This is a genomic window from Sphingobacterium sp. Mn56C (assembly GCF_049319645.1).
Taxonomy (GTDB): Bacteria; Bacteroidota; Bacteroidia; order Sphingobacteriales; family Sphingobacteriaceae; genus Sphingobacterium.
The window spans coordinates 30,881-50,574 of record NZ_JBMOUC010000010.1 but is presented as its reverse complement, the minus strand read 5'-3'; the positions used below and the strand labels follow the sequence as shown (position 1 = coordinate 50,574).

18 protein-coding genes are annotated in these 19,694 nt (G+C 40.6%); 9 read left to right on the top strand and 9 right to left on the bottom strand.

All coding sequences use genetic code 11. The features are described 5' to 3' along the window. Positions 1-12: 12 nt before the first annotated feature. Together ACL9RF_RS17485 and ACL9RF_RS17480 are read right to left on the bottom strand one after the other, a co-directional pair. Positions 13-1,527 carry an alpha-L-fucosidase gene (locus ACL9RF_RS17485; RefSeq protein WP_422801936.1) on the bottom strand — a complete coding sequence of 505 codons (1,515 nt, stop codon included), beginning with the start codon at positions 1,525-1,527 and terminating at the stop codon, positions 13-15. 13 nt (positions 1,528-1,540) lie between these two features. Next, positions 1,541-1,939 (bottom strand): L-rhamnose mutarotase, encoded by a 399-nt coding sequence (locus ACL9RF_RS17480; RefSeq protein WP_422801935.1) that lies wholly within the window; start codon positions 1,937-1,939, stop codon positions 1,541-1,543. Positions 1,940-2,226: 287 nt separating this feature from the next. Here ACL9RF_RS17480 and ACL9RF_RS17475 point away from each other — a divergent pair, with 287 nt between their 5' ends. Then, entirely contained in the window at positions 2,227-3,093 is an 867-nt protein-coding gene (locus tag ACL9RF_RS17475; RefSeq protein ID WP_422801934.1) for an AraC family transcriptional regulator, read from the top strand. A gap of 66 nt (positions 3,094-3,159) precedes the next feature. Here the strand turns inward: ACL9RF_RS17475 and ACL9RF_RS17470 are convergent, their stop codons facing one another. Further along, complete coding sequence (locus ACL9RF_RS17470) at positions 3,160-3,828, bottom strand: DUF2625 domain-containing protein (RefSeq protein WP_422801933.1); 669 nt, start codon at positions 3,826-3,828, stop codon at positions 3,160-3,162. Between the two features lie 31 nt (positions 3,829-3,859). Next, a complete protein-coding gene (locus ACL9RF_RS17465; protein ID WP_422801932.1) occupies positions 3,860-5,149 on the bottom strand; it encodes a sensor histidine kinase in 1,290 nt (429 codons plus the stop codon). Between the two features lie 306 nt (positions 5,150-5,455). Between ACL9RF_RS17465 and ACL9RF_RS17460 the strand changes: the two genes are divergently transcribed. Continuing rightward, complete coding sequence (locus ACL9RF_RS17460; protein ID WP_422801931.1) at positions 5,456-6,265, top strand: metallophosphoesterase family protein; 810 nt, start codon at positions 5,456-5,458, stop codon at positions 6,263-6,265. Next, entirely contained in the window at positions 6,246-6,923 is a 678-nt protein-coding gene (locus ACL9RF_RS17455; RefSeq protein ID WP_422801930.1) for a hypothetical protein, read from the top strand. The genes ACL9RF_RS17460 and ACL9RF_RS17455 overlap by 20 nt, the downstream gene beginning before the upstream one ends. 104 nt (positions 6,924-7,027) lie before the next feature. Here ACL9RF_RS17455 and ACL9RF_RS17450 read toward each other — a convergent pair whose 3' ends face one another. Both ACL9RF_RS17450 and ACL9RF_RS17445 read right to left on the bottom strand, forming a co-directional pair. Next, positions 7,028-8,332 carry a hypothetical protein gene (locus ACL9RF_RS17450; protein WP_422801929.1) on the bottom strand — a complete coding sequence of 435 codons (1,305 nt, stop codon included), beginning with the start codon at positions 8,330-8,332 and terminating at the stop codon, positions 7,028-7,030. A gap of 4 nt (positions 8,333-8,336) precedes the next feature. Then, positions 8,337-10,676 (bottom strand): TonB-dependent receptor, encoded by a 2,340-nt coding sequence (locus ACL9RF_RS17445; RefSeq protein ID WP_422801928.1) that lies wholly within the window; start codon positions 10,674-10,676, stop codon positions 8,337-8,339. A gap of 171 nt (positions 10,677-10,847) precedes the next feature. On the opposite strand from ACL9RF_RS17445, the gene ACL9RF_RS17440 reads away from it, so the two are divergent. The 6 genes from ACL9RF_RS17440 (at position 10,848) to ACL9RF_RS17415 (ending at position 16,921) form a co-directional block, all read left to right on the top strand. Continuing rightward, entirely contained in the window at positions 10,848-12,017 is a 1,170-nt protein-coding gene (locus ACL9RF_RS17440; protein ID WP_422801927.1) for an alpha/beta hydrolase, read from the top strand. Between the two features lie 108 nt (positions 12,018-12,125). Further along, positions 12,126-13,160, top strand: a complete 1,035-nt coding sequence (locus ACL9RF_RS17435) for a YncE family protein (protein WP_422801926.1) — start codon at positions 12,126-12,128, stop codon at positions 13,158-13,160. Between the two features lie 142 nt (positions 13,161-13,302). Further along, complete coding sequence (locus ACL9RF_RS17430) at positions 13,303-14,268, top strand: ABC transporter permease (RefSeq protein WP_422801925.1); 966 nt, start codon at positions 13,303-13,305, stop codon at positions 14,266-14,268. Continuing rightward, positions 14,265-15,218: an iron chelate uptake ABC transporter family permease subunit gene (locus ACL9RF_RS17425; protein ID WP_422801924.1), complete on the top strand. Its 954-nt coding sequence runs from the start codon at positions 14,265-14,267 to the stop codon at positions 15,216-15,218. The genes ACL9RF_RS17430 and ACL9RF_RS17425 overlap by 4 nt, the downstream gene beginning before the upstream one ends. Further along, positions 15,191-15,973: an ABC transporter ATP-binding protein gene (locus tag ACL9RF_RS17420; protein ID WP_422801923.1), complete on the top strand. Its 783-nt coding sequence runs from the start codon at positions 15,191-15,193 to the stop codon at positions 15,971-15,973. Before ACL9RF_RS17425 ends, ACL9RF_RS17420 begins: the two co-directional genes overlap by 28 nt. A 3-nt stretch (positions 15,974-15,976) precedes the next feature. Continuing rightward, positions 15,977-16,921: a siderophore ABC transporter substrate-binding protein gene (locus ACL9RF_RS17415; protein ID WP_422801922.1), complete on the top strand. Its 945-nt coding sequence runs from the start codon at positions 15,977-15,979 to the stop codon at positions 16,919-16,921. A 131-nt stretch (positions 16,922-17,052) separates the two neighbouring features. Here the strand turns inward: ACL9RF_RS17415 and ACL9RF_RS17410 are convergent, their stop codons facing one another. From ACL9RF_RS17410 to ACL9RF_RS17400, 3 genes are all read right to left on the bottom strand, one after another. Continuing rightward, positions 17,053-17,310, bottom strand: coding sequence for a hypothetical protein (locus tag ACL9RF_RS17410; protein ID WP_422801921.1), 258 nt, complete (start codon positions 17,308-17,310; stop codon positions 17,053-17,055). A gap of 136 nt (positions 17,311-17,446) precedes the next feature. After that, positions 17,447-18,367 carry a siderophore ABC transporter substrate-binding protein gene (locus tag ACL9RF_RS17405; RefSeq protein WP_422801920.1) on the bottom strand — a complete coding sequence of 307 codons (921 nt, stop codon included), beginning with the start codon at positions 18,365-18,367 and terminating at the stop codon, positions 17,447-17,449. Positions 18,368-18,423: 56 nt separating this feature from the next. Further along, entirely contained in the window at positions 18,424-19,677 is a 1,254-nt protein-coding gene (locus ACL9RF_RS17400) for a DUF4374 domain-containing protein (protein WP_422801919.1), read from the bottom strand. Between the last annotated feature and the right edge of the window lie 17 nt (positions 19,678-19,694).

Below are 19,694 nucleotides of genomic sequence, written 5' to 3'. Positions count from 1 at the left end.
TCGTTAAATAGCTTATCCTTTTTTATTCTGCGCCTCGGGCATATCTATAATATTAATCTCTTTTATAGCGGGTAAGCCCGTAGCTTTTAAAATGCTAAACCGCAATTTAGCCGTTTGATAGTATTTTGGGAAGCGGATTACCTTACAATCGCCCATAGGCTCGGCACCGATATAAATCGTTTCCCAATTGCCGTTATTCCATATCTGCACGATATACTCCTGTATCCTGTTGCTACGGATGTTCGAGAAGCCATCGTCCAATTGCTTGGTATCCTGATACTCAAAAATCGTGATCTTATTAAAGCGTTTTTTGGGGTCTAAGGTAATATCTAAAAAACCGGTGGTATCCGCTGCCGACCAGCGGCTTTCTAAATTCCCATCTGTCACTGCCGTAGCAGCATAGCTTACGCCGTCTTCTACCAAGGTCGAGCTGGCTGTAACATCCTGTAACGCCGAAATAAAAGTGCCATTTGTAGGTAGCGGTTTATTTTTGGTTATACCGATACGCTTGGCCAGAGAAATAACCGCATTTGCTTCATACTCACGTATCCTACCGGTTTGATCGGGCGGAATATTTACCACCAGACAGTTGTCGTTATAGGTAGACCAATAAAACAGCTCTTCCAGTTCGTCCTGACTTCTAACAGGAAGATCCATAGACTTCTGAAACCAGTTCCAACGACTGCTGATGCAGATGGTATGCTCAAAGGGCAGGTAATACGATTGCCCCTCATGCAGGTACTGTTTCTTATCATACCGTGTAATTAACATCGGATCCCACAGTCTGAAATCGGATGGAAAATACTGAAAGAAATACGTATTATCCTCCGTCATGACAGATGGGTGCGTGAAATCGCGTTTCCCAGCTTCGTTTACAATGGTATGGTTTACGCTAATCGCACAATTAGGGTTAAAACCTTTAACCAATTTGTAAATCTGATCCATACCCCAATCTTCGGGTTTACGATCCCAGCCTCCATCTAACCACAATTCACAAATATCACCGTAATTGGTAAATAATTCTGTCAATTGATTTTTCATGTAATCAATATACTTCTGAGGATCTTTGTCCTGGTAGGAAGGCTCTTTTCTATCCCACAACGAGTAATACACGGCAAACTCCAACCCATATTTTTTACAGGCATCGGACACGGCTTTTACAACATCCATTTTTACGGGCGATGATGCGACATCATAATCGGTATATTTACTATCCCACAGGCAGAAACCATCGTGGTGCTTAGTAATCAACAACACATACCTAAAGCCCGCATCACGTGCTACACGCACCCACTGATCGGGGTCCAGGTTTGTAGGGTTATATTTCTCTACCGGAATACTGCCATCCGACCATTCGATATCGGTAAAGGTGTTCACACCGAAATGAATAAACATACCATACCCGCGTTTTATCATGAGCTGCTGCGCTTTATTGGGTTTGGTAGCAGGGACTTGCTGCTGCGCTAATGCCACTGTTCCAAACAGCAGACCTAGCCATACACTTACTATATATTTACGGAACTTCATTGTATAATTAATCTTAGTCGGTATGAAAGACTTCCTCCATATCTGACCATATTTTGCCCTCCGCCTTAGCATCATCTAAGGGTAACTGACAAGGGTCTGTTTCTTTCCACCAGCGCTGCGTTTCGGGGTCTGCAGCCATTTTTGCCATATCGGATTTAAAATTGTTACCCCGATATTCAAAATAACTGAACAGGAAGTATTCACCTTTAATTTCTTTAAGGTAAATCGAATAGTTTTCAATATTACATGCTTTGATTTTTTTTAGCACCGCCGGCCATGCTGCCGCATGTAGCTGTTTATAATACTCCAGCTTCTCGGGTTTTAAACCGGTCACTGAGGCATAGCGCTGTAGTGGTTGCTCCTGAGCATCGGACTGCGACGTATTGGAACATCCTGAAAATATTACGGCCATAACAATGGAGCATATACATAAAAATCGAGATTTTTTTAAAGCCATACGAATAACATCATATAGAAGTATACGGAACTTACGCTTAAAGGATGTTTCTAACGGTAATCCTCCCCTATGCTGCTGGTTATACTTCCAGGTTTATCCAACAAATCTACTAGTATCTGGGCATATCTATATCGACTAGATTAACAAGATTACATGCTATATTAACAAAATATCAAGATCAGGATCTTAAAAATGTAAAAAAAAGCTATATTGTTCCGTTTTATATAGCTCTACTCTACAGGATGAAACCCGTTTATGCTAAAATATTAGAAGGTTCTGAAATCGAAACTTTTGCTACAAAGGAGATCTGCAGACCCAATTTCTCTACCGAATTTCATTTTCATTCGGCATGCCAGATCACCTACATAATCCAAAGCAGTGGAAAACGTATAATTGGCGATAGTGTAGACCGGTTTAGTACCGACGAGCTAACTTTTATAGGGTCCAATTTGCCTCACGTATGGCACAATGACCTTAAACCCCAGCAGCCCCATGAAGAAGCGCGTTCTATAGCCTTATACCTGGAGCCTTCCTTATTCTTAGACAGCATAAAGAAATTTTTTAATCCGCATAAAATTGAAACTTTTCTGCATCTCTCCAAAAGAGGCTTACTTTTTTTCGGCGACACAAAAAAACAGCTGAAACAAAAATTGCAGGAAATCGTAGCGGTTCCCTATGGGCTGAAAAAAACAACCATGCTGTTTGAAATTATAGATATCTTGATACATACGGAAGAATATATTTTTCTATCGAGCGCTGGCTATACCAACAATTATAGACCCCAGGATAACGATAAAATAGATCGGATTTTTAAGTATGTTTTCGACAACTACAGCAAGGATATGGTATTAGATTCTGTTGCTGCACTATCGAATATGTCTAAACATGCCTTCTGCAGATACTTTAAATCGCGTACGCAAAAAACATTTATTCAGTTTGTAAACGAGGTGCGTATCAGCGAAGCCTGTAAATTGCTGGGAGAGGATACGCTTCAAATCACGTCTATTGCTTACCATTGTGGCTTTAACAACCTCTCGCATTTTAATAAGATTTTTAAGGCAGTAAAGGGGGCTACACCGCGAGAATATAAATTGCGGTTTTTAGGTTGAGTAATTTCCGGATAATACCCCGCTTTATTGGTTTAATATCCGGAAGATATATGCGTTCTGGAATGGCTATTTTTTTGTGGCAGCCATTTCGCGGGTAAAATGATAATTTTCATCTATAGCTACAACCTTGCGGTCTACCTTACGAAAATCGCGTGCCTCATTACTCCATAAAAAGGGGTAAAAGGAAAACACCTGATTTCCGTCTAATGCCTTAACATCTGCCTCCCAGTTCTTCCACTTGAAAGTTTGGTAAAACTCATGAATCTTACCGTTCAAGGTCCAATAGATAAAATCAGCATACTTACAGCCCAAACTTTCCCATTCCAAAGTATCTGGTGCGAAGTAGTAAATATTGCCTATTTCATCCCCTAAATCACCGGCATTGATTGCAAAATATCCACCTAAAACATCGTCGGCAATTAGGAGAAAACCACCCTTTACGCCTTCTTTATCAAAACTCTTCCCCTTATTCCATTCCATCATCCCGCGGTTCAATTTTCCCGATCCAGAGCCCAAGATACGGATCCAGCCCTGATCGACCAAGATACCGCCGGTTTCATAGATAATAGATCCCATAGCAGATTTCGTAGAAATTTGCGCCCTTAACAGCTCTTCATCAGCACGTTTCGGATTGCGCGGTAATATCTCATAGGCGTTTACAGCAGTCTTCATCCAGCCTTGAACCATTTTCCATCCTGAATCTGTCGTATGTATAAGCTCCTTTAAGGTCTTCATATGTATCTTATAAATTTGCGGTAAAGATAGTTTAAATTTCCCCTTTAGGTAAAGAAACTGTAAATATTGAGCCAGCATCGGGTCTGCTGTTTACCTGTATTGCGCCCCGATTTAAACGCGTAAACTCGGCACATAGGCTTAAACCAATACCATAACCATGCTCGCCAGATGTGCCATAGGTAGGCTGTTGGGCTACTGAAAACAGCATTTTAACTTTGCATTCGTCCATACCTATTCCTTCATCCATCACAACAATATCAATCATTTCTCCTGCATCTACCGCACGAATGCGTATGGTACCACCAAGCTTACTGAATTTAATGGCATTACTTAGCAAATTACGCAGAATAACCGCAGTCTGGTCTCTATCGGCATAGATTGTCATATCGCCAGGTACACTTACATCCAATACCAGGTGTTTTTGTGTAAAAAGTAAATCGAAGAAGTATAGAACCTCTAATACCAAAGGCTGTAAATAAAAGGAGGTCTTTATCGGTTGCATACCAACCATGCTCCGCGAACTCCAGCGCAACAAATTATCAATTGTGGTACTTAGACAAGACACCTGTTCATGTAAGGTCCCTAAGGTCTGTATACGTTCCCTACCTGTTAAAAGGTCGGCATGAAAGGCCTGCAATAGGTTTTCTAGCGTTGCTATAGGGCTGCGAATATCGTGCGCCAATATGGAAAATACCTTTTCCTTATCCTTATTCAATTGTATTAAGGCTTGTCGCTGCTTTTCAACTTCACGTTGATACCCCAATTGTATGTTTTTAAAAAAGGTGACCGATACCAGCATAATCAAACTGGCAATTATCATATTCACCATAACCTGCCGCTGCATTACCACAGCTCCGAAAATGGGTTGCTGCGGAAACATGGCTACACTTACACTACTCAACAAAATTAGGCTACACAGCAGATAACGCAGCCATTTTAGGTCGATCAGCAAGAGGGTAGTAATGATTAATGTCCATAAAAAATACTGTGATCCATTATGAAAAAATAAACCGGAGAAGGTGTATAAGCAAAACCGGGAAGTTATCATGACTAAACGGGCACTTAAGTACTTACGATACTTATGTAAAAGCAAAACCACTGTTGCATCTATTACAAGCCATAAGTTTAAAAACATAAGAACAGGACGCTCCTGGTAGGAATTAAAACACGCGTAGCTAAGCGCCAGTACTATCCCGATTAAGTTTAATACGTTCAACAGCTTCGTATATCTAGACTCCACGTAGGGCATATCCGGATAAATCCCGGTATTAACCAGTTTATGCAGTATATTTTTTAAGGAAATAAAAGACGTAGTATACATCAAATAGCAGGTTAACCGAGAAATAATTAAATGTCATAGTTAGATTAAACAAAGGTATTATTGTTTTTCAATTTTTAAATATCTTAAGTTATTTTATCTAAAAACCCCTTAAACCTGCTATACGCTGGGCCACAGTGCTCCCCAATGCAATGCCCTTACAAGCGGCCTGTTTTGCTTATATTATTTCTCGATGCCTCTTTGTGGCCTGCATCATTTTTAGGTAAAAATGATCACACCAAAGCAAAATTAACGGCTCAAAGACTTACTTTTGGATATTTTTAGTCAAAAAGTCAATATAGTATTTTTATGAAAAACCCCACTTTAGCGGTTGCTATAGCTTTTTTTTCCTTGTTACTGTACGGATGTAATTTATTTGAAGTACACCCATACGATGGTAATATTAAAGGAACAAAAGACATCAACAACAGCAATATCAAATTAATCGAAGAACGGTACGCCGATAAAGACACCATCCGTTATGCCTTTATCAGCGATTCGCAGCGTTGGTACGATGAGCTTAAAGATTTTGTAAACAGCGCCAATAAACGGGATGACATCGATTTTATTATTCATGGTGGCGACATTTCAGATTTCGGCCTTACCAGGGAATTTCTGTGGCAACGCGATATCTTGGAAAAATTGAAACAACCGTACGTAGCATTAATAGGTAACCACGACTGCCTAGCCAATGGTGAGGAGGTCTTTTCGAAACTTTTCGGCAATCCGAATTTTAGTTTTATTGCCGGTAAAACGAAGTTTTTATGTCTCAATACCAATGCCCTTGAATCGGACTACTCAAACCCTATTCCCAACTTTGCATTTATTGAATCCGAGCGCGAAAAAGATAGCCATAGGTTTGAGAAAACGGTGGTTCTTATGCATGCCCGTCCCAGCTCTGAACAATTTAATAACAATGTTGCCAATGTGTTCCAGTATAGCATAAAACGCTTCCCTGACCTGCTGTACTGCAATAATGGCCACGACCATAACTACCAAGAGGATGATATATTTCAGGATGGTATTATATACTATGGCACACCCAATATCGGGAAACGTCAATATCTAATTTTTACGATCACAAAAGAAGGTTACTCCCATGAACTTGTATCATTTTAAAATAACATACAGCACCGTACTTTTTACCCTTATTTTCTTTACTCAAATTGCTACCGCACAAATTAATGCGCATTTACCTACCGATACCATGCAGGCCAATACCCCGGCCGAAAAGGATTTAAAAAAGGCTTCTTTAGCTTTATTTCCTTCGAGTTATATTGCACAATATGCCGGCTCTATCGGGATAATATCCTTGGGTGCAGGCTGGGATTATGGAAGAAATAACAAATGGGCTACCGATGTATTAATGGGTTATGTTCCGAAGTATGATACCGAAAGAATAAAAATAACGTTTACACTCCGACAGACGTACAGCCCTTTTAGCTTGGCGCTACAGGATGGATTGACGTATCAACCCCTACGAACAGGGATGTATGTAAACACTACTTTTGGCAGACAGTTTTGGCTTAGTGCACCCGATAAATATCCCGGCAATTATTACAGCTTCTCTACCAAGATAAGATTTAACATTTTTGTAGGTCAGAATTTCACGTATACCTTCAACTCCAAGTCTTCCTTCTTTGAAGGGGTTAAATTCTATTACGATCTGCATACCAGCGACCTGTATTTGATAAGTCGCGTACAGAATAAATATTTGAAGTTTGATGATTATTTAGGCCTTGCTTTAGGCGTAAAGCTACAGATTCGGCGCCAATAAAAGCTTGGCACCTTAAGCATAATTTACGGTAGTGTATGCGCATACACTCTTATTAGTATACGCATACACTACCGCTTACAGGCTAACACTGGCGTGTAGTAAATTTATTTCACTTTAATTTTCACAAAACCGGTAACGGTACCGCCCTGGTTTACTTCAAAAGATTTAGTCGCTGTATTTGTGGCTGCATTAAACTCAAAATAGGCGTTTGTTCCTGTGGCAGTAGCGCCGCGCAACAATATCTTGCCATCGACCTCCACTACTGCTACTGCAGCACCTGGGTTTATACCTGTCGGAATACCTTGGATGGCATTAAAGACGAATGGCTTTTTATTTACATCTATGCTGTAATATTTCCAGATATCTTTTGAATTGATATTTCCTCCCTGACCACCAGATAACGATTCGGTATTTAAAGTCACGATCATCTGTCCATTTTTAACAAAGACGCCAACAAACTTACCGTTATCTTCGGCACGGAAATCCGAAAACTTCAATACCCAATCTTTATCAATATCCGTTTGGTTGGCTTGGATACGAACGATCTTGGATTTCCCCCCCAAGCCTTGCAAATGTTTTCCCTGCGTTACGATGTATAAATCGCCATTGGTATCAAAATCATACATCGCATTATCATTGATATAGGCTATACTACCGGCATCCGCGATTTTTATAGTTTTTTCATACTGCCCGGTAGCTAAATCAATAACTGCAATATAAACATCGGGGAAGTAATCATCGAAAAATCCCGCTTGCGTAGAGGATAGCGTACCATAGGTGATATTGGCATATAGCTTTCCGCCTTTTATCGCCAAGAATTTTTGACCTATAGCTTTAAATTTTATCCCTGTATCCGTGTCCTTGATATTTTGATTCACAGCAGCTGTTAAATCCAGCGTACCGGTATTCTTCATTTCTAAAGGGTTGAATTTCTGAATTTTTAATGGCTCGGCAGCATCCCAATAGAAACCTGCGGTTTCATGCTGTATCACAAAGTTGCCTGTCCCTAAATATTTAGCCGCTTCGGTAGGGTTTTTAGACGATATAAACTGCCCTGAGGTAACTTTACCATCCCTATCGACTTCAATTTTTTCTATCCCCTGGGACGCATCAGCACTGCGGAACATCTTGAAAATCCAGTTTCCATAAGGTCTCCATCCAGCCATTCCGCGTACACCTTGTAAGGATTTACCGCCCACAACATTTGAAAATGATCCGGAAGGAAATTCGTTGTAAGCGGATATATAGCCCCCGCCATTTTGTTGGGTACGATCGGTTACCGTCATTAAGACATATTTAGACTGGCCTTGCTCGATATCAGGCTCCGGCGTTTTATCGCTTGTACATGCACCCCATAAGATACTGCTGCATACTATGCTTAAAACAAAATTAAAGCTAGTTTTTTTCATAACATTAACTTTTAGTTGATTTTATAAAGTAGTTGATTTTAAAATGTATACTTCGACCAGGACGCTGTATTTTATAATAATCATACAGTTTAGCATCCATAATATTTTTGACTTCAGCACCGAAGGTCCAGTTGGCAAAGGGGAAGTTATAGGTAAAGCCTGCATTAATTAGGCTTTGATTAGGCACCAGATCTTTCGTGCTAATCTTCGCACTGCCGGTAAGGCCTAAAAAGCCATTCGCTTCTTTATCTTTCGGTACATTAACCAGGTAAAACTCGCGGATAAAATTGTAATGTATATAAGGCTTTAGGCCATCGTTTTTTGAAAATACATGCTCAAAATTTCCTTTAACACCGATATTGCTGAAAAAATACGGCGTGTTGGTTAGTCGGGTGCCTTCAATCCATTTATACAGGGGTTCGCCCACATCGACCATTCGGATATCTTGCCAGGTCGCATTTCCGCTTATTTCTACATTTTTTAATAACCTATACGACAAGTCTATATCAAAACCATAACCTTGTATGCTATCTAAATTTTTATACTGCGAGAAAGGTGGTTGTATGGGCACCAGCAGAATCATGCCTTTGGTTTTTCGGTAAAAGGTACCTATTTCTGCACTGTACCTGGCGGTAGCGTAGCGGTACCCTAAGTTCACATTAAAACTCCGCTCGGGTTTAAGGTTAAAATTTGGTGCGCGGGTATCATTATTCCCGAAAAGTTCTTCTTGCAAGGGTAAGCGGTTGGTGAGTTCCACTGAAGCCCGGACGAAGCTGTTTGCATCGATCTGGTATTTTGTAGCGTTGCCATATCCGAAGTTAAAATCCGACATGGACTGGTATTTACTTAAATCGGTGTCATTACTTAAAAAGCCGTTTATCCCTTTGGCAGAGAAGCCGAAATGTTTAACAAACAATTGGTTTGTTAGTTTTTTATTCCACCAGTTTGATTCCCAGGATATGCCTAGAATAGACTTTCTATAGGTTGCTTTTTTACTTAATATATCCACATCAGTGCCTGTAAAACGGAAGCCTAATGGGTCGCTTCCCTTACGCATATTATGATCGAGGGTAAAGCTGGTATAAATGGTATTATTTTTATCGATTGAAAAGGATGCAGCAGTACGGCTGATGATATGGGTATAATCTATATGGGCTAAGGATGGGTTCGGACTCTCTCCAACGGATGTGCCTGCCGTAAAATTACCATACCAATCATAGGTTCCTTTGATGGTATCGGTGCGTGTTCTGTGGGTTTCACTGTATGAAACAAACTGATCAATGTTAATCCGGCTATTCCATAGCGTTTTTTTATACCGGATTGAGGGTACAAAGCCCTTATTTGTTAATTGAATAGCGCCATATGGGTTGGTCATTAAGGCGGGATGTTGGGAAGCGCGGTCTATACTATATAAAGCTAGGGACAGACGCAGCTCATCTGCCCATTTTTTATCTTTTACCCCTAAGTAGGCTTCGGTGAAATAATGTCGGTAGGCATTGTGAAATAGCCGAACACGTGCCGGCTCTAGGTTGGCATTTTCATTTACAATTTCAACATCGACTTTATAGTTGTTGGCCGATGTGTTTATAAAGGCATCCACGCCGGCAAACCATTTTTTCTGAAATTGTTGCCGCCACGATATATTTCCTATATGTGTTTTAAAGGAGGCTGCTTCGTAGGAGGCTTGCAAAGAGTTCGCAGCGCTTTGATCGCTAACAAGGTTTACGGCTCCTCCTAATGCATCACCACCTAAACTAATCGGAACAACTCCCTTGTAAATCTCTACTTGCCGCAATTGATTGATGGGCACATTGTTGATGCCATATCCGCCGCCAAGATATGTTAAGGGTATGCCATCGCGAAAGTATTGTACCGCATTGCCCTGAAATCCGTTGATAGAAACATCGACTTGGTTGCCAAGGCCTCCACTTTGCCGTATACGTATACCGGATGCTCGGTTCATGACTTCTGCTAGGGTGGTTGGCTGCTCGGAAACGGCTTTGGTATCTATCATTATGGCTCGTATGGGCTGCTCCTTTAATTTTTGAAACGCTGTTTTCCCTTGCACCGCAACCTGCTCTATCAGATTATTTTGTTGCTGTAGCGTGATTTGCAGGTTTAAATTTTCACCTTTTTCTTTCGTTATGGTTGCTGTATAATCTGAATACCCCACAGCTGTTATGTGGAGTCGATGCTTTCCGGCAGCAATGTTTTCTACTTCGAAAGAACCGTTGTGCTGCGACCTAAGGTTTTGATTGGCAATACGTATGTTGGCTTGCCCGATACCGCTGCCTTCGGAATTTATAAGGAGCCCTATAATTCGATCTGTTGGCTGCGCAGCCAATGAAAAACAATAAAATATAAGACAAAAAATAAAGCTATAACGATTATGCATCCCCTTTAAAAATTTGGTGAAACGAACCGCAAATATAAATTTTAATTAGATTAAATATAAATAATTTGGAAACTATTTAGAAAGACTCTAAATTAGCAGATCGAAATAGTAAACAATTTAATGATGGAATGGCTTCGTGCCATGGTAGAAATTATGCCTCAAGCTAAAAGAACGATAACAATTAATCTTCATAATAACGGCACTGATTTTATTGGAGAACCGATCTATTTAACTGGAAATATGGTCGACTGGAAAGTTGATGGCTTATACGTAGGTATTTTACCGCCTAAAGGGGAAAGCTTGCGTGTTGATCTTGAGCATATCGATTCTACGCAGCTGGAGTTTAAAATCAATAGGGGCAGTTGGCATACGTTAACAGCGAGTAAAGATGGTTTTCTGTTGCCGCCTTATGTAATGGAGAGCGATACAGATGCATCTTTGGATATTTACATCGATGCCTGGCGTGATACATTTCCTAAATCTACAGCTTCGAGCCGAGTAAGTTTGCTGGCCGATAGTTTTTATTTCAAACGCTTGGATTCCTATAAAAGGATTTGGATTTATCTCCCTATTGGTTATGAAGATACACTAAAAAAATATCCGGTCTTGTATATGCATGATGGACAGCATGTATTCGATGAGTCCACATCGCTTGGCCGCATGGGCCCGGTGGAATGGCAGGTTGATAAATCAATTAATAGGTTGAATGGCGATGCCATTGTGGTAGCAATTGAACATGCCCTACCCTTTTCGGAACGCGAAAAGGAATATATGATTTTCCCTACAGCGATGGTTCCTGAACCGCTAGGGCGGGATTACCTCCAGGATATTGTGGAAACTTTAAAACCTTATGTTGACCTGCACTATCGTACTTTAAGCGAAAAGCCTTTTACAGCGATGGCTGGAAGTTCTTTGGCGGGTCTGCTGGCTCTTGAGGCGGGTTTATTGTACCCGGATGTTTTCGGTTATTTGGGGGTTTTCTCTCCTTCGATATGGACCGCTAAACCTGCTGTGTTTGGTTTGCTCAACGAAGCTGTTGCGCTTGCTTCGCATGGGATTGGTGAACAAGGTTATTTTTATTATGCTGGCGGCATGGAAAAGCGTGCTAGTGAAACGGGCGATAGACCGCGTATGTTAACGGATATGCTGGAATTTACTGCCGCACACCGAGAAAAGACCACATCGGAACTCATTGTGGATATCGATGATCGGGGTAAACATGGTGCTTTGTATTGGCAAAAGGTATTTCCACGCTTTTTCGAAAGTTGGCAGCGTTATGTAAATCGCTGAATTGTACTTCCTACAGCGCCGTAGCGAACTGCCTTAAAGTTGACTTGCCGTAAATGCTTTTAGCTTATTTTTTTAAAATGTAATGTTTAACTATTAAATATAATTATTATGATTTTACGTAACACTTTTTCTAGAAAAAATAGTTTGTTTCTTCTTGCCGGGCTCCTGTCTATGACTACAGTAGAGGTAGCTGCACAACAAGCAGAGAAATCTGCTAAAGCAGGTACGGGCATATACGAAGCGGCAATTAATAGTAAAGATGGCCTTATTTATGTAACGGGAGCAGGTAGTAGAACGAATCCTGCGGGTGCTCTTTTTAAAATAAATCCAGCAGACCTTAGTTTAGTAGACAGCATTTCTTTAAAGGATAATCCTCCGTTTGGTTTGGCTATTAACAATAAAACACAGGTAGCGTATACAACAAATACACGTACAAATAGTGTGAGTGCCGTGGATTTAAAAACAGGTAAAATATTAGCTACGATAACAAACGGCGCCGAGAATTCGCATACACGTGAGGTTTTAGTGGATGAGGCTGCAAATTTAATTTATATCTCTGATGTTGGAGACCCCAGCACTATTTGGGTTATCGATGGTAAAACAAACAGGTATTTGCATTCGATTACAGGCTTAGGGAAAACGGTAACAGGAATTGCTTTTGGAAATGGTAGGGATAAAATTTACGCTACTGTTATGTCGGATAACGCTATTGCTGTAGTTAATACCAAAACAAAAACTGTAGAAAAAACATTCTCTTCGGGTGGCGAAGCTCCGGTAAATATTGTTAGTGATGGAAAACGCTTGTTTGTGACGAACCAAAAATCGGGTACCTTAACGGTATTGGATTTAAATGGTACTTTACTTAAAAGTATAAGCACTGGAGCTGGGGCAATTGGTATTGCATATGATCCCGTAAAAAATCGTTTGTACTCGGCAAATAGAGGAACAGGGACTACAACGGTGATTGATGCTAAAACTTATGAGGTCCTTGCCGATGTGGAAACGGGTTCTGCCCCTAATAATGTTAAAGTTGATGCGAAGGGGGTGGCGTATGTTATTAATAAAACAAAGGGTGGAAGACCGCAACCTGGCGAAACGCCTCAGGTAGACAGCAATGGGGATACAGTAACGAAAATAAAGTAGTCAACGGCAGTAGCTTTGCCACTTATTTTTAATGTGGTAATGCAGAATTTCCAGCGATATATTAATCCCAAAGTAACCTTGATTTTGTTGCTTTGGGATTCTCAAATTAAGAGAAAAATATAATTAGTAACTATAGTTTATTTTGAAGAGAAAGAGAGAAAAAATTATTTTTTATAGCGTAACTGTTCTTATTACATTTCTATTGGTTTGGATTTCCTTATTCACTGGCGCAAAAAATATACATTGGGCCGACTTATGGCAGTATCCCGACAAAATGCAGGTGTTCTTTATTAGTCGTATTCCGCGTACATTGGCGCTTGTTTTGGTCGGCGCTGGCCTGAGTATTGCGGGCTTTATCATGCAGCAGCTATCCCAAAATAATTTTGTTTCACCAACTACATCAGGTGCCTTGGAAGGTGCAAAAATGGGAATTTTGTTTGCCATGGTGCTTATGCCCCAGAGTTCGCTCTTGGTGAAAATTTGTAGTGCATTGGCCTTCACCTTCTTAACGGCCCTTATTTTTATCTTTTTTGTGAATAAAATAAGGCACCGAAGCTCGATTTTTATTCCCTTGGTAGGTTTAATGTTTGCCAGTATCTTGGCTTCTATATCCACATTTTTCGCCTACAAGTATAACATTGTTCAGAATACACAAGAGTGGATGTTGGGCGATTTCTCGTCGGTATTACAGGGGCAGTATGAGTCTATATACCTTATTCTTCCTGTGGTGGGGCTTTGTTACTTTTATGCCGAAAGGTTTACCATCGCGGGTATGGGCGAAAGCTTCGCCCGGAATCTCGGACTTTCTTATGCCGCTATAGTAAATCTTGGCTTGCTTGCGGTTTCGTTGGTGGTGAGTGCTTCTGTTGTTACGGTAGGAACAATACCATTTGTGGGGTTAATTATCCCTAATATGGTTCGTATTTTTGTTGGCGATAACCTAAAACGTGCTTTACCCTGGAGTGCTTTTGCGGGTTCTATTTTTTTAATGGTTTGTGATATTATGGGACGACTGCTCATATTTCCCTATGAAATTCCAATCGGAATGATGGTGGGGGTTATTGGAGGGCTTACCTTTTTTGTTCTTATTTTAAGGAGGAGCCAATGAAACAGTCACAAAAGGTTGTCTGCCTTGTCTTGTTGTTCGTGGTTGCCATCGCCTTATTTATGGGATACAAACTTACCGGCAATTTAGACTATGTGCTTAGCCGACGTAGCATACGTTTGGCCACGATGCTGGTGGTAGGCGTTAGCATTGCTTTTGCTTCGCTTATTTTCCAGACGGTTACGAATAATAGGATACTAACTCCCGCTATGATGGGGTACGAAGCTATATTTATACTTTTTCAGACTATCCTAGTTTTTTGCTACGGGGATAGCGCGCTTCAGCTTATTCCTCAGGAGTTAAATTTCCTGTATGCTGTTTTGCTTATGATGGTTTTTTCGCTTTTTATGTACCTGCTGATTTTTGGCCGTAAGGGCAAAAGTATCTATTACCTGCTGCTGATGGGTATGGTTATGGGAACGCTTTTTATGACGTCAAGTCAATTTCTTCAGGTGTTAATAGATCCTGATGATTTTGCGGTGATTCAAAACTATATGTTTGTATCGTTTGCAAAAATGAACAGCAAATTACTGCTTATCGCCAGCGTAGCGTTATTTTTGGCTATACTGCTGGCATTACGTTATTTACGCTACTTAAATGTTATTGCCCTGGGAAGAGAGCATGCTATTAATTTAGGGTTAAACTATTACCGCTTAATCCGCATTTACCTGCTTATCATAGCGCTTTTGGTGTCGGTATCTACAGCATTGGTAGGCCCCATTACTTTCTTGGGCATATTGGTGACCAACTTAACCTACGAATTGTTTCACACGAGGAAACACGAACATATGCTGTGGTTGTGTAGCCTGATCGCTTGTACTTGTATAATCGCAGGACAATTTCTTGTCGAGCATGTACTTCGCTTTTCTACTACGGTGAGCATTGTAATCAATTTTATTGGGGGCGTTTATTTTATGTATTTGATATGGAAAACGAGAAAAAGAGCAAATTAAAATTCGAAAATATAGTTAAAAATTACGGCAAGAAGGTTGTTATTAATGGCCTCCAGGGGGCTATAGCAGATCGTGCTATTACGTCGTTAATTGGCCCTAATGGTGCCGGAAAAAGTACGCTGCTGTCGATTTTATGCCGGCTATTGAAACAAGATCGTGGCGATGTATTTTTCGACGGTAAAGGCTTGGATAGGTATAGGAGTAATGATCTGGCGAAACATTTAGCTATTCTTAGGCAGTCGAATAATACCGACATGAAATTAACGGTTAAAGATTTAGTTGCCTTTGGTCGATTTCCGCATAGCCAGGGTCGGATGACTGCCCTGGACTGGGAAAAAGTCGACGAGGCTTTGGCATTTTCTGGCCTTACGGAGCTCGCTAATTCCTTTGTCGACGAGCTAAGTGGCGGACAGCGTCAACGTGCTTTTTTAGCCCTCATTATTGCGCAGGATACGGCCTATATTTTGCTGGATGAACCCTTGAATAATTTAGATATGAAACATGCGGTACAGGTCATGAAAACTTTGCGCCGTCTGGTGGATGAGAAGGGTAAAACGGTGATTATGGTTATTCATGAAATTAATTTTGCTGCCCAGTATTCGGACTATATTATGGCGCTAAAAAATGGAGAAATTTGTTACCATGATGTTACCGAAAAGGTGTTTAATGTCCCTATTCTAGAGGATATTTTTGGAATAAACTTTGAAATTATACAGCATAACGGAAAGAAAATTTGTAATTATTTTAATATTTAATATATGCGTTTAAATCAATTTTTAGTGGTTATTTTATTGGCAGTTGTCGGAAGTATGGCGGCTTGTAATACGCCTTCTCAACCGCAACATGGCGCACATGGCGAGGTCTTATCTATCCCGCATAAGTTAGGTGTCACCACAATTTCTAGTCAGCCATCGCGTATTGTCGTTCTCGATATCGGCGCCCTGGAAACCTTGCATGAATTGGGTGTTACCCCTATTGCAATCCCCAAAAAGTTTATGCCCGAATATTTAAACGATTTAAAAAAACGGGAGGATATTGCTGATGTAGGCTCGGTCATTGAACCGGACTTTGAGGCTATTCACGCGCAAAAACCGGATTTAATATTAATATCGGCACGCCAGGAACGCTTTTATAAAGAACTTTCGGATATTGCGCCTACAGTTTTTATAGGCACCGATAATAAGAATTATATCGCTTCGTTTAAGTCTAATACGCTGCTCTTGGCCGATATTGTTGGAAAGAAAGATGTCGCCCAACAGAAGTTGGATAGTTTAGATGCTAAAATCCGTACTGCACAGCAGTTTTTTGATAAGGATCCAAACAAGGGGCTGTTTTTGATTTATAATGGCGGTAAGTTCAATGCTTTTGGCTCGGGTAGCAGGTTTGGTTTCATCCATGATGTTCTGCATATTAAACCCGTAATGGAACTTAAAGACGAGTCTGTACACGGCCAAAAGGTGTCGAATGAATTGATTGCTGAGGCTGATCCGGATTATATGTTTATCGTCGATCGAAATGCTGTCGTCATGGATCGGAAGGCTGTAAAAACGGAGATTGAAAACCCATTAATTCAACAAACTAAAGCCTTTAAAAATAAGAAGATTTTTTATCTGGATCCGAATGTATGGTTTATCTCAGGTGGCGGTATTACCTCGGTAAACTTAATGATTGAGGCTATCGAGGGTTTAATTATGCAGCCCTAATTTACTTCGGTACCGTCATTGAAATAATATTTTGAGCAACATTCGTTGGTTAATGTTGCTCAATTTTTGCGGACAAATAATGCGGCTTCTTCATGTTTAGAAAACGGTTTGCTTTTGTATACCTATATTTTTTATGCTGCAGCAATCAAATGATAAGAAAAAGAACGGCTTCCGATTGGCGTTTTTTGTAAGAACCCATTTCTATAAAGTAGGCGCAAGGTACTGTGTACGGTGGCCCAGGATACAGGTTGTTTTTGCCGGAGGCTAATCCAAAATAATTCGATGTCATGAATAGTTTGTATAGCACATATTTCATGTACTATCCAAGCTCTTTTGCTGCTGATCTTGATGCTTCTTTCGCGTAGGGTGTCTATAATAATATCTTCCATAGGTAAAAAACATTTTTTTTTAAGCTACTATTCACCCGTTTGTATGGGTAAATAGTAGGGTTAAGGAGTTTTGCGTATAAAAAAAACAGCTGCCTCGACAGCTGTTTTAGAAAGCGGTTTGCTGTAACTTGGAGGCTTAGAATTTTATGCCGTACAATTTTTCGCCAATATCGGTAACCTTATTGTCGACCGACAGTAACCCACTTCCCGATAAATACCATATAAATCCGGGCAGTAAAAATACCTTCCCATTTTTATAGGCTTTGGTTTTCTTTGCATCGTCGGTTAGAAGGTCTGCCAAAACGGGCATTGTTCCTTGAATACCTGTAGCCCGATCGAAAACAAATAGATAATCTGGATTTAGAGTCTCCAAGGAGGGGGTGTCGTTACTTTTCCCTCTTTCACCTTGGTTTTCCGCGCTTGCCTCCGAAATATAGGCTGGCTTAAGGTGAAGCATATCGTGGGCGAAACCAAATCTGGAATTAGGCCCATTTGGAATCAACCTTTCATTGATATGCATAACCACTACAGCCTTGTTTTGGTCTTCCTCGGCTTTTGCTTGTACTTGAGCTAATTTCTGGCGTAACTTACCTAACTTTTGCGCTGCCTCTTTCTCCTTGTTAAAGATGCTTCCTATTAGTTGTACATTATTCTCAAATGTACTCCAGAAATCCGCTACAGTTGTTCCCAGTACTAAGGTCGGCGCAATTGCCGATAAGGAGTCTATTTGACTGCGCTGCCGTGTTGATGTAATAATAAGGTCGGGCTTTAATTGGGCTACTGCTGCAACATCGGCTTTTGGAACTGTCCCTACCGCGGTGTACGTATTTGCGTCGCCATACTTTGGCATATACTGCGCAACATTTCCTAAACCTCCAATTACGGGAATGTTTAGTTCATGACAGTTTTCCAACGACCCCATGTCCAGAACAACAAGGCGTTTAGGATTTTTTGTGACTGTTGTTTCGCCGTTCAGATGTTTTATCGTAATGGTTTCTTGCGCAACAGCAGGTATAACAAAGCACAGTGCAGCAAGTATTAAATAATATTTTTTCATAGTAGATTGCATAAAATATAACGGTTGATGGATTCAACCGTTATACTTTAAAGGTTTTAGTTCGGTTTAACAAATGTGATCGCATCTATAGCATCGATATTCTGCACAGATACGCCCTTTTTAGCTGCTGCAGTTTCAATATCAATTACGTAAACACGCGGTGTTTCCTGGCTAGTTTTTACACCCATATAAATTTTCCCATTGTAGACATAGGGCCATTTAATGCCAAGATCTGGAATATCGGCTTTTGATGGTAAGCCTGTTACCCATTTTAAAGATTTAGTAGATGCGTCGACAATAGCGTAGTGTGTCGCTGTAGCCATTGAAGCATTGGCTTCATGGGGTGCAACTTTATCGTTGTAGAATTCTAGTAAGAATTTGTTGCCCGATAGTTCCCAGACCTTACGGAAACGGTTTCCATCTGCTGCAGTTTCAATATCCCAGAAATAGTCTTTATCAAAAGCGGCAGCACCTTTCTTGATTAGTAAGGCACCTGCTTTTTTGGTTCCTCCTTGATTGCCGGCAAATACATAGACATCTCCATTACTTGCTAAACCAATTTGTGAATACCTTGCCGAGCGGTATGCCGCACCGGATCTAGGTAAGCGGGGGTCTGAAAATACAGCTTGGGTTTTCACATTTTTATCAATCTTAGCAACAACCACATCATCTATGCCTTCACTGCTAAGGTCTACCGAAGTATAAAATGACCCATCTCCGGCATCTGCAATCCCAATTAACCATCCATTTTTACCTTCATAGCCTTTAAATTCATTGACTTTAAACGATACAAATTGGGGTTGTGGATCATTTAAACCGATACGGTTTACGGTAGCGATTGTAGGGTCTGAGGCACGTCCGCCACTCATAATCGTATACACCATATTCCCCACAAGACCTGCAGTAATAAAACCATTTTGCAGCTCAAATTGTGCACCTATGGTCGTCGCTTTTCCTGTAGTAGCATCTATGGTAAAACGCTGTCCAACGTGTGCATTTCCTTGCCCATATTTTAAGGCGACAAAGCCGTCGTATGCGTTGGGAATATAATTGGAGAATGTATTTAAAAATTCATATCCATTTCCTTTAATACTAATGGAAGCATTTTCATCTTCTAAGTTCTCCACAGGAATAAGGTAAGTAGCTTCTGGTGAGCTACCGCTCGCATTTACGGAGGTCGCCAGTAAAAATTTACCTTTGCCTGCTGCTATAGGTTCATCTGGTGTGGCGCTTTCATTTTTGCTGCAGCTGGCTGTTGCCAGGGCAGCTAAAATTACCGCTGCTGTAGTTTTAAAAAGTTGTTTTTTCATCTTGTATTTGATTTTGT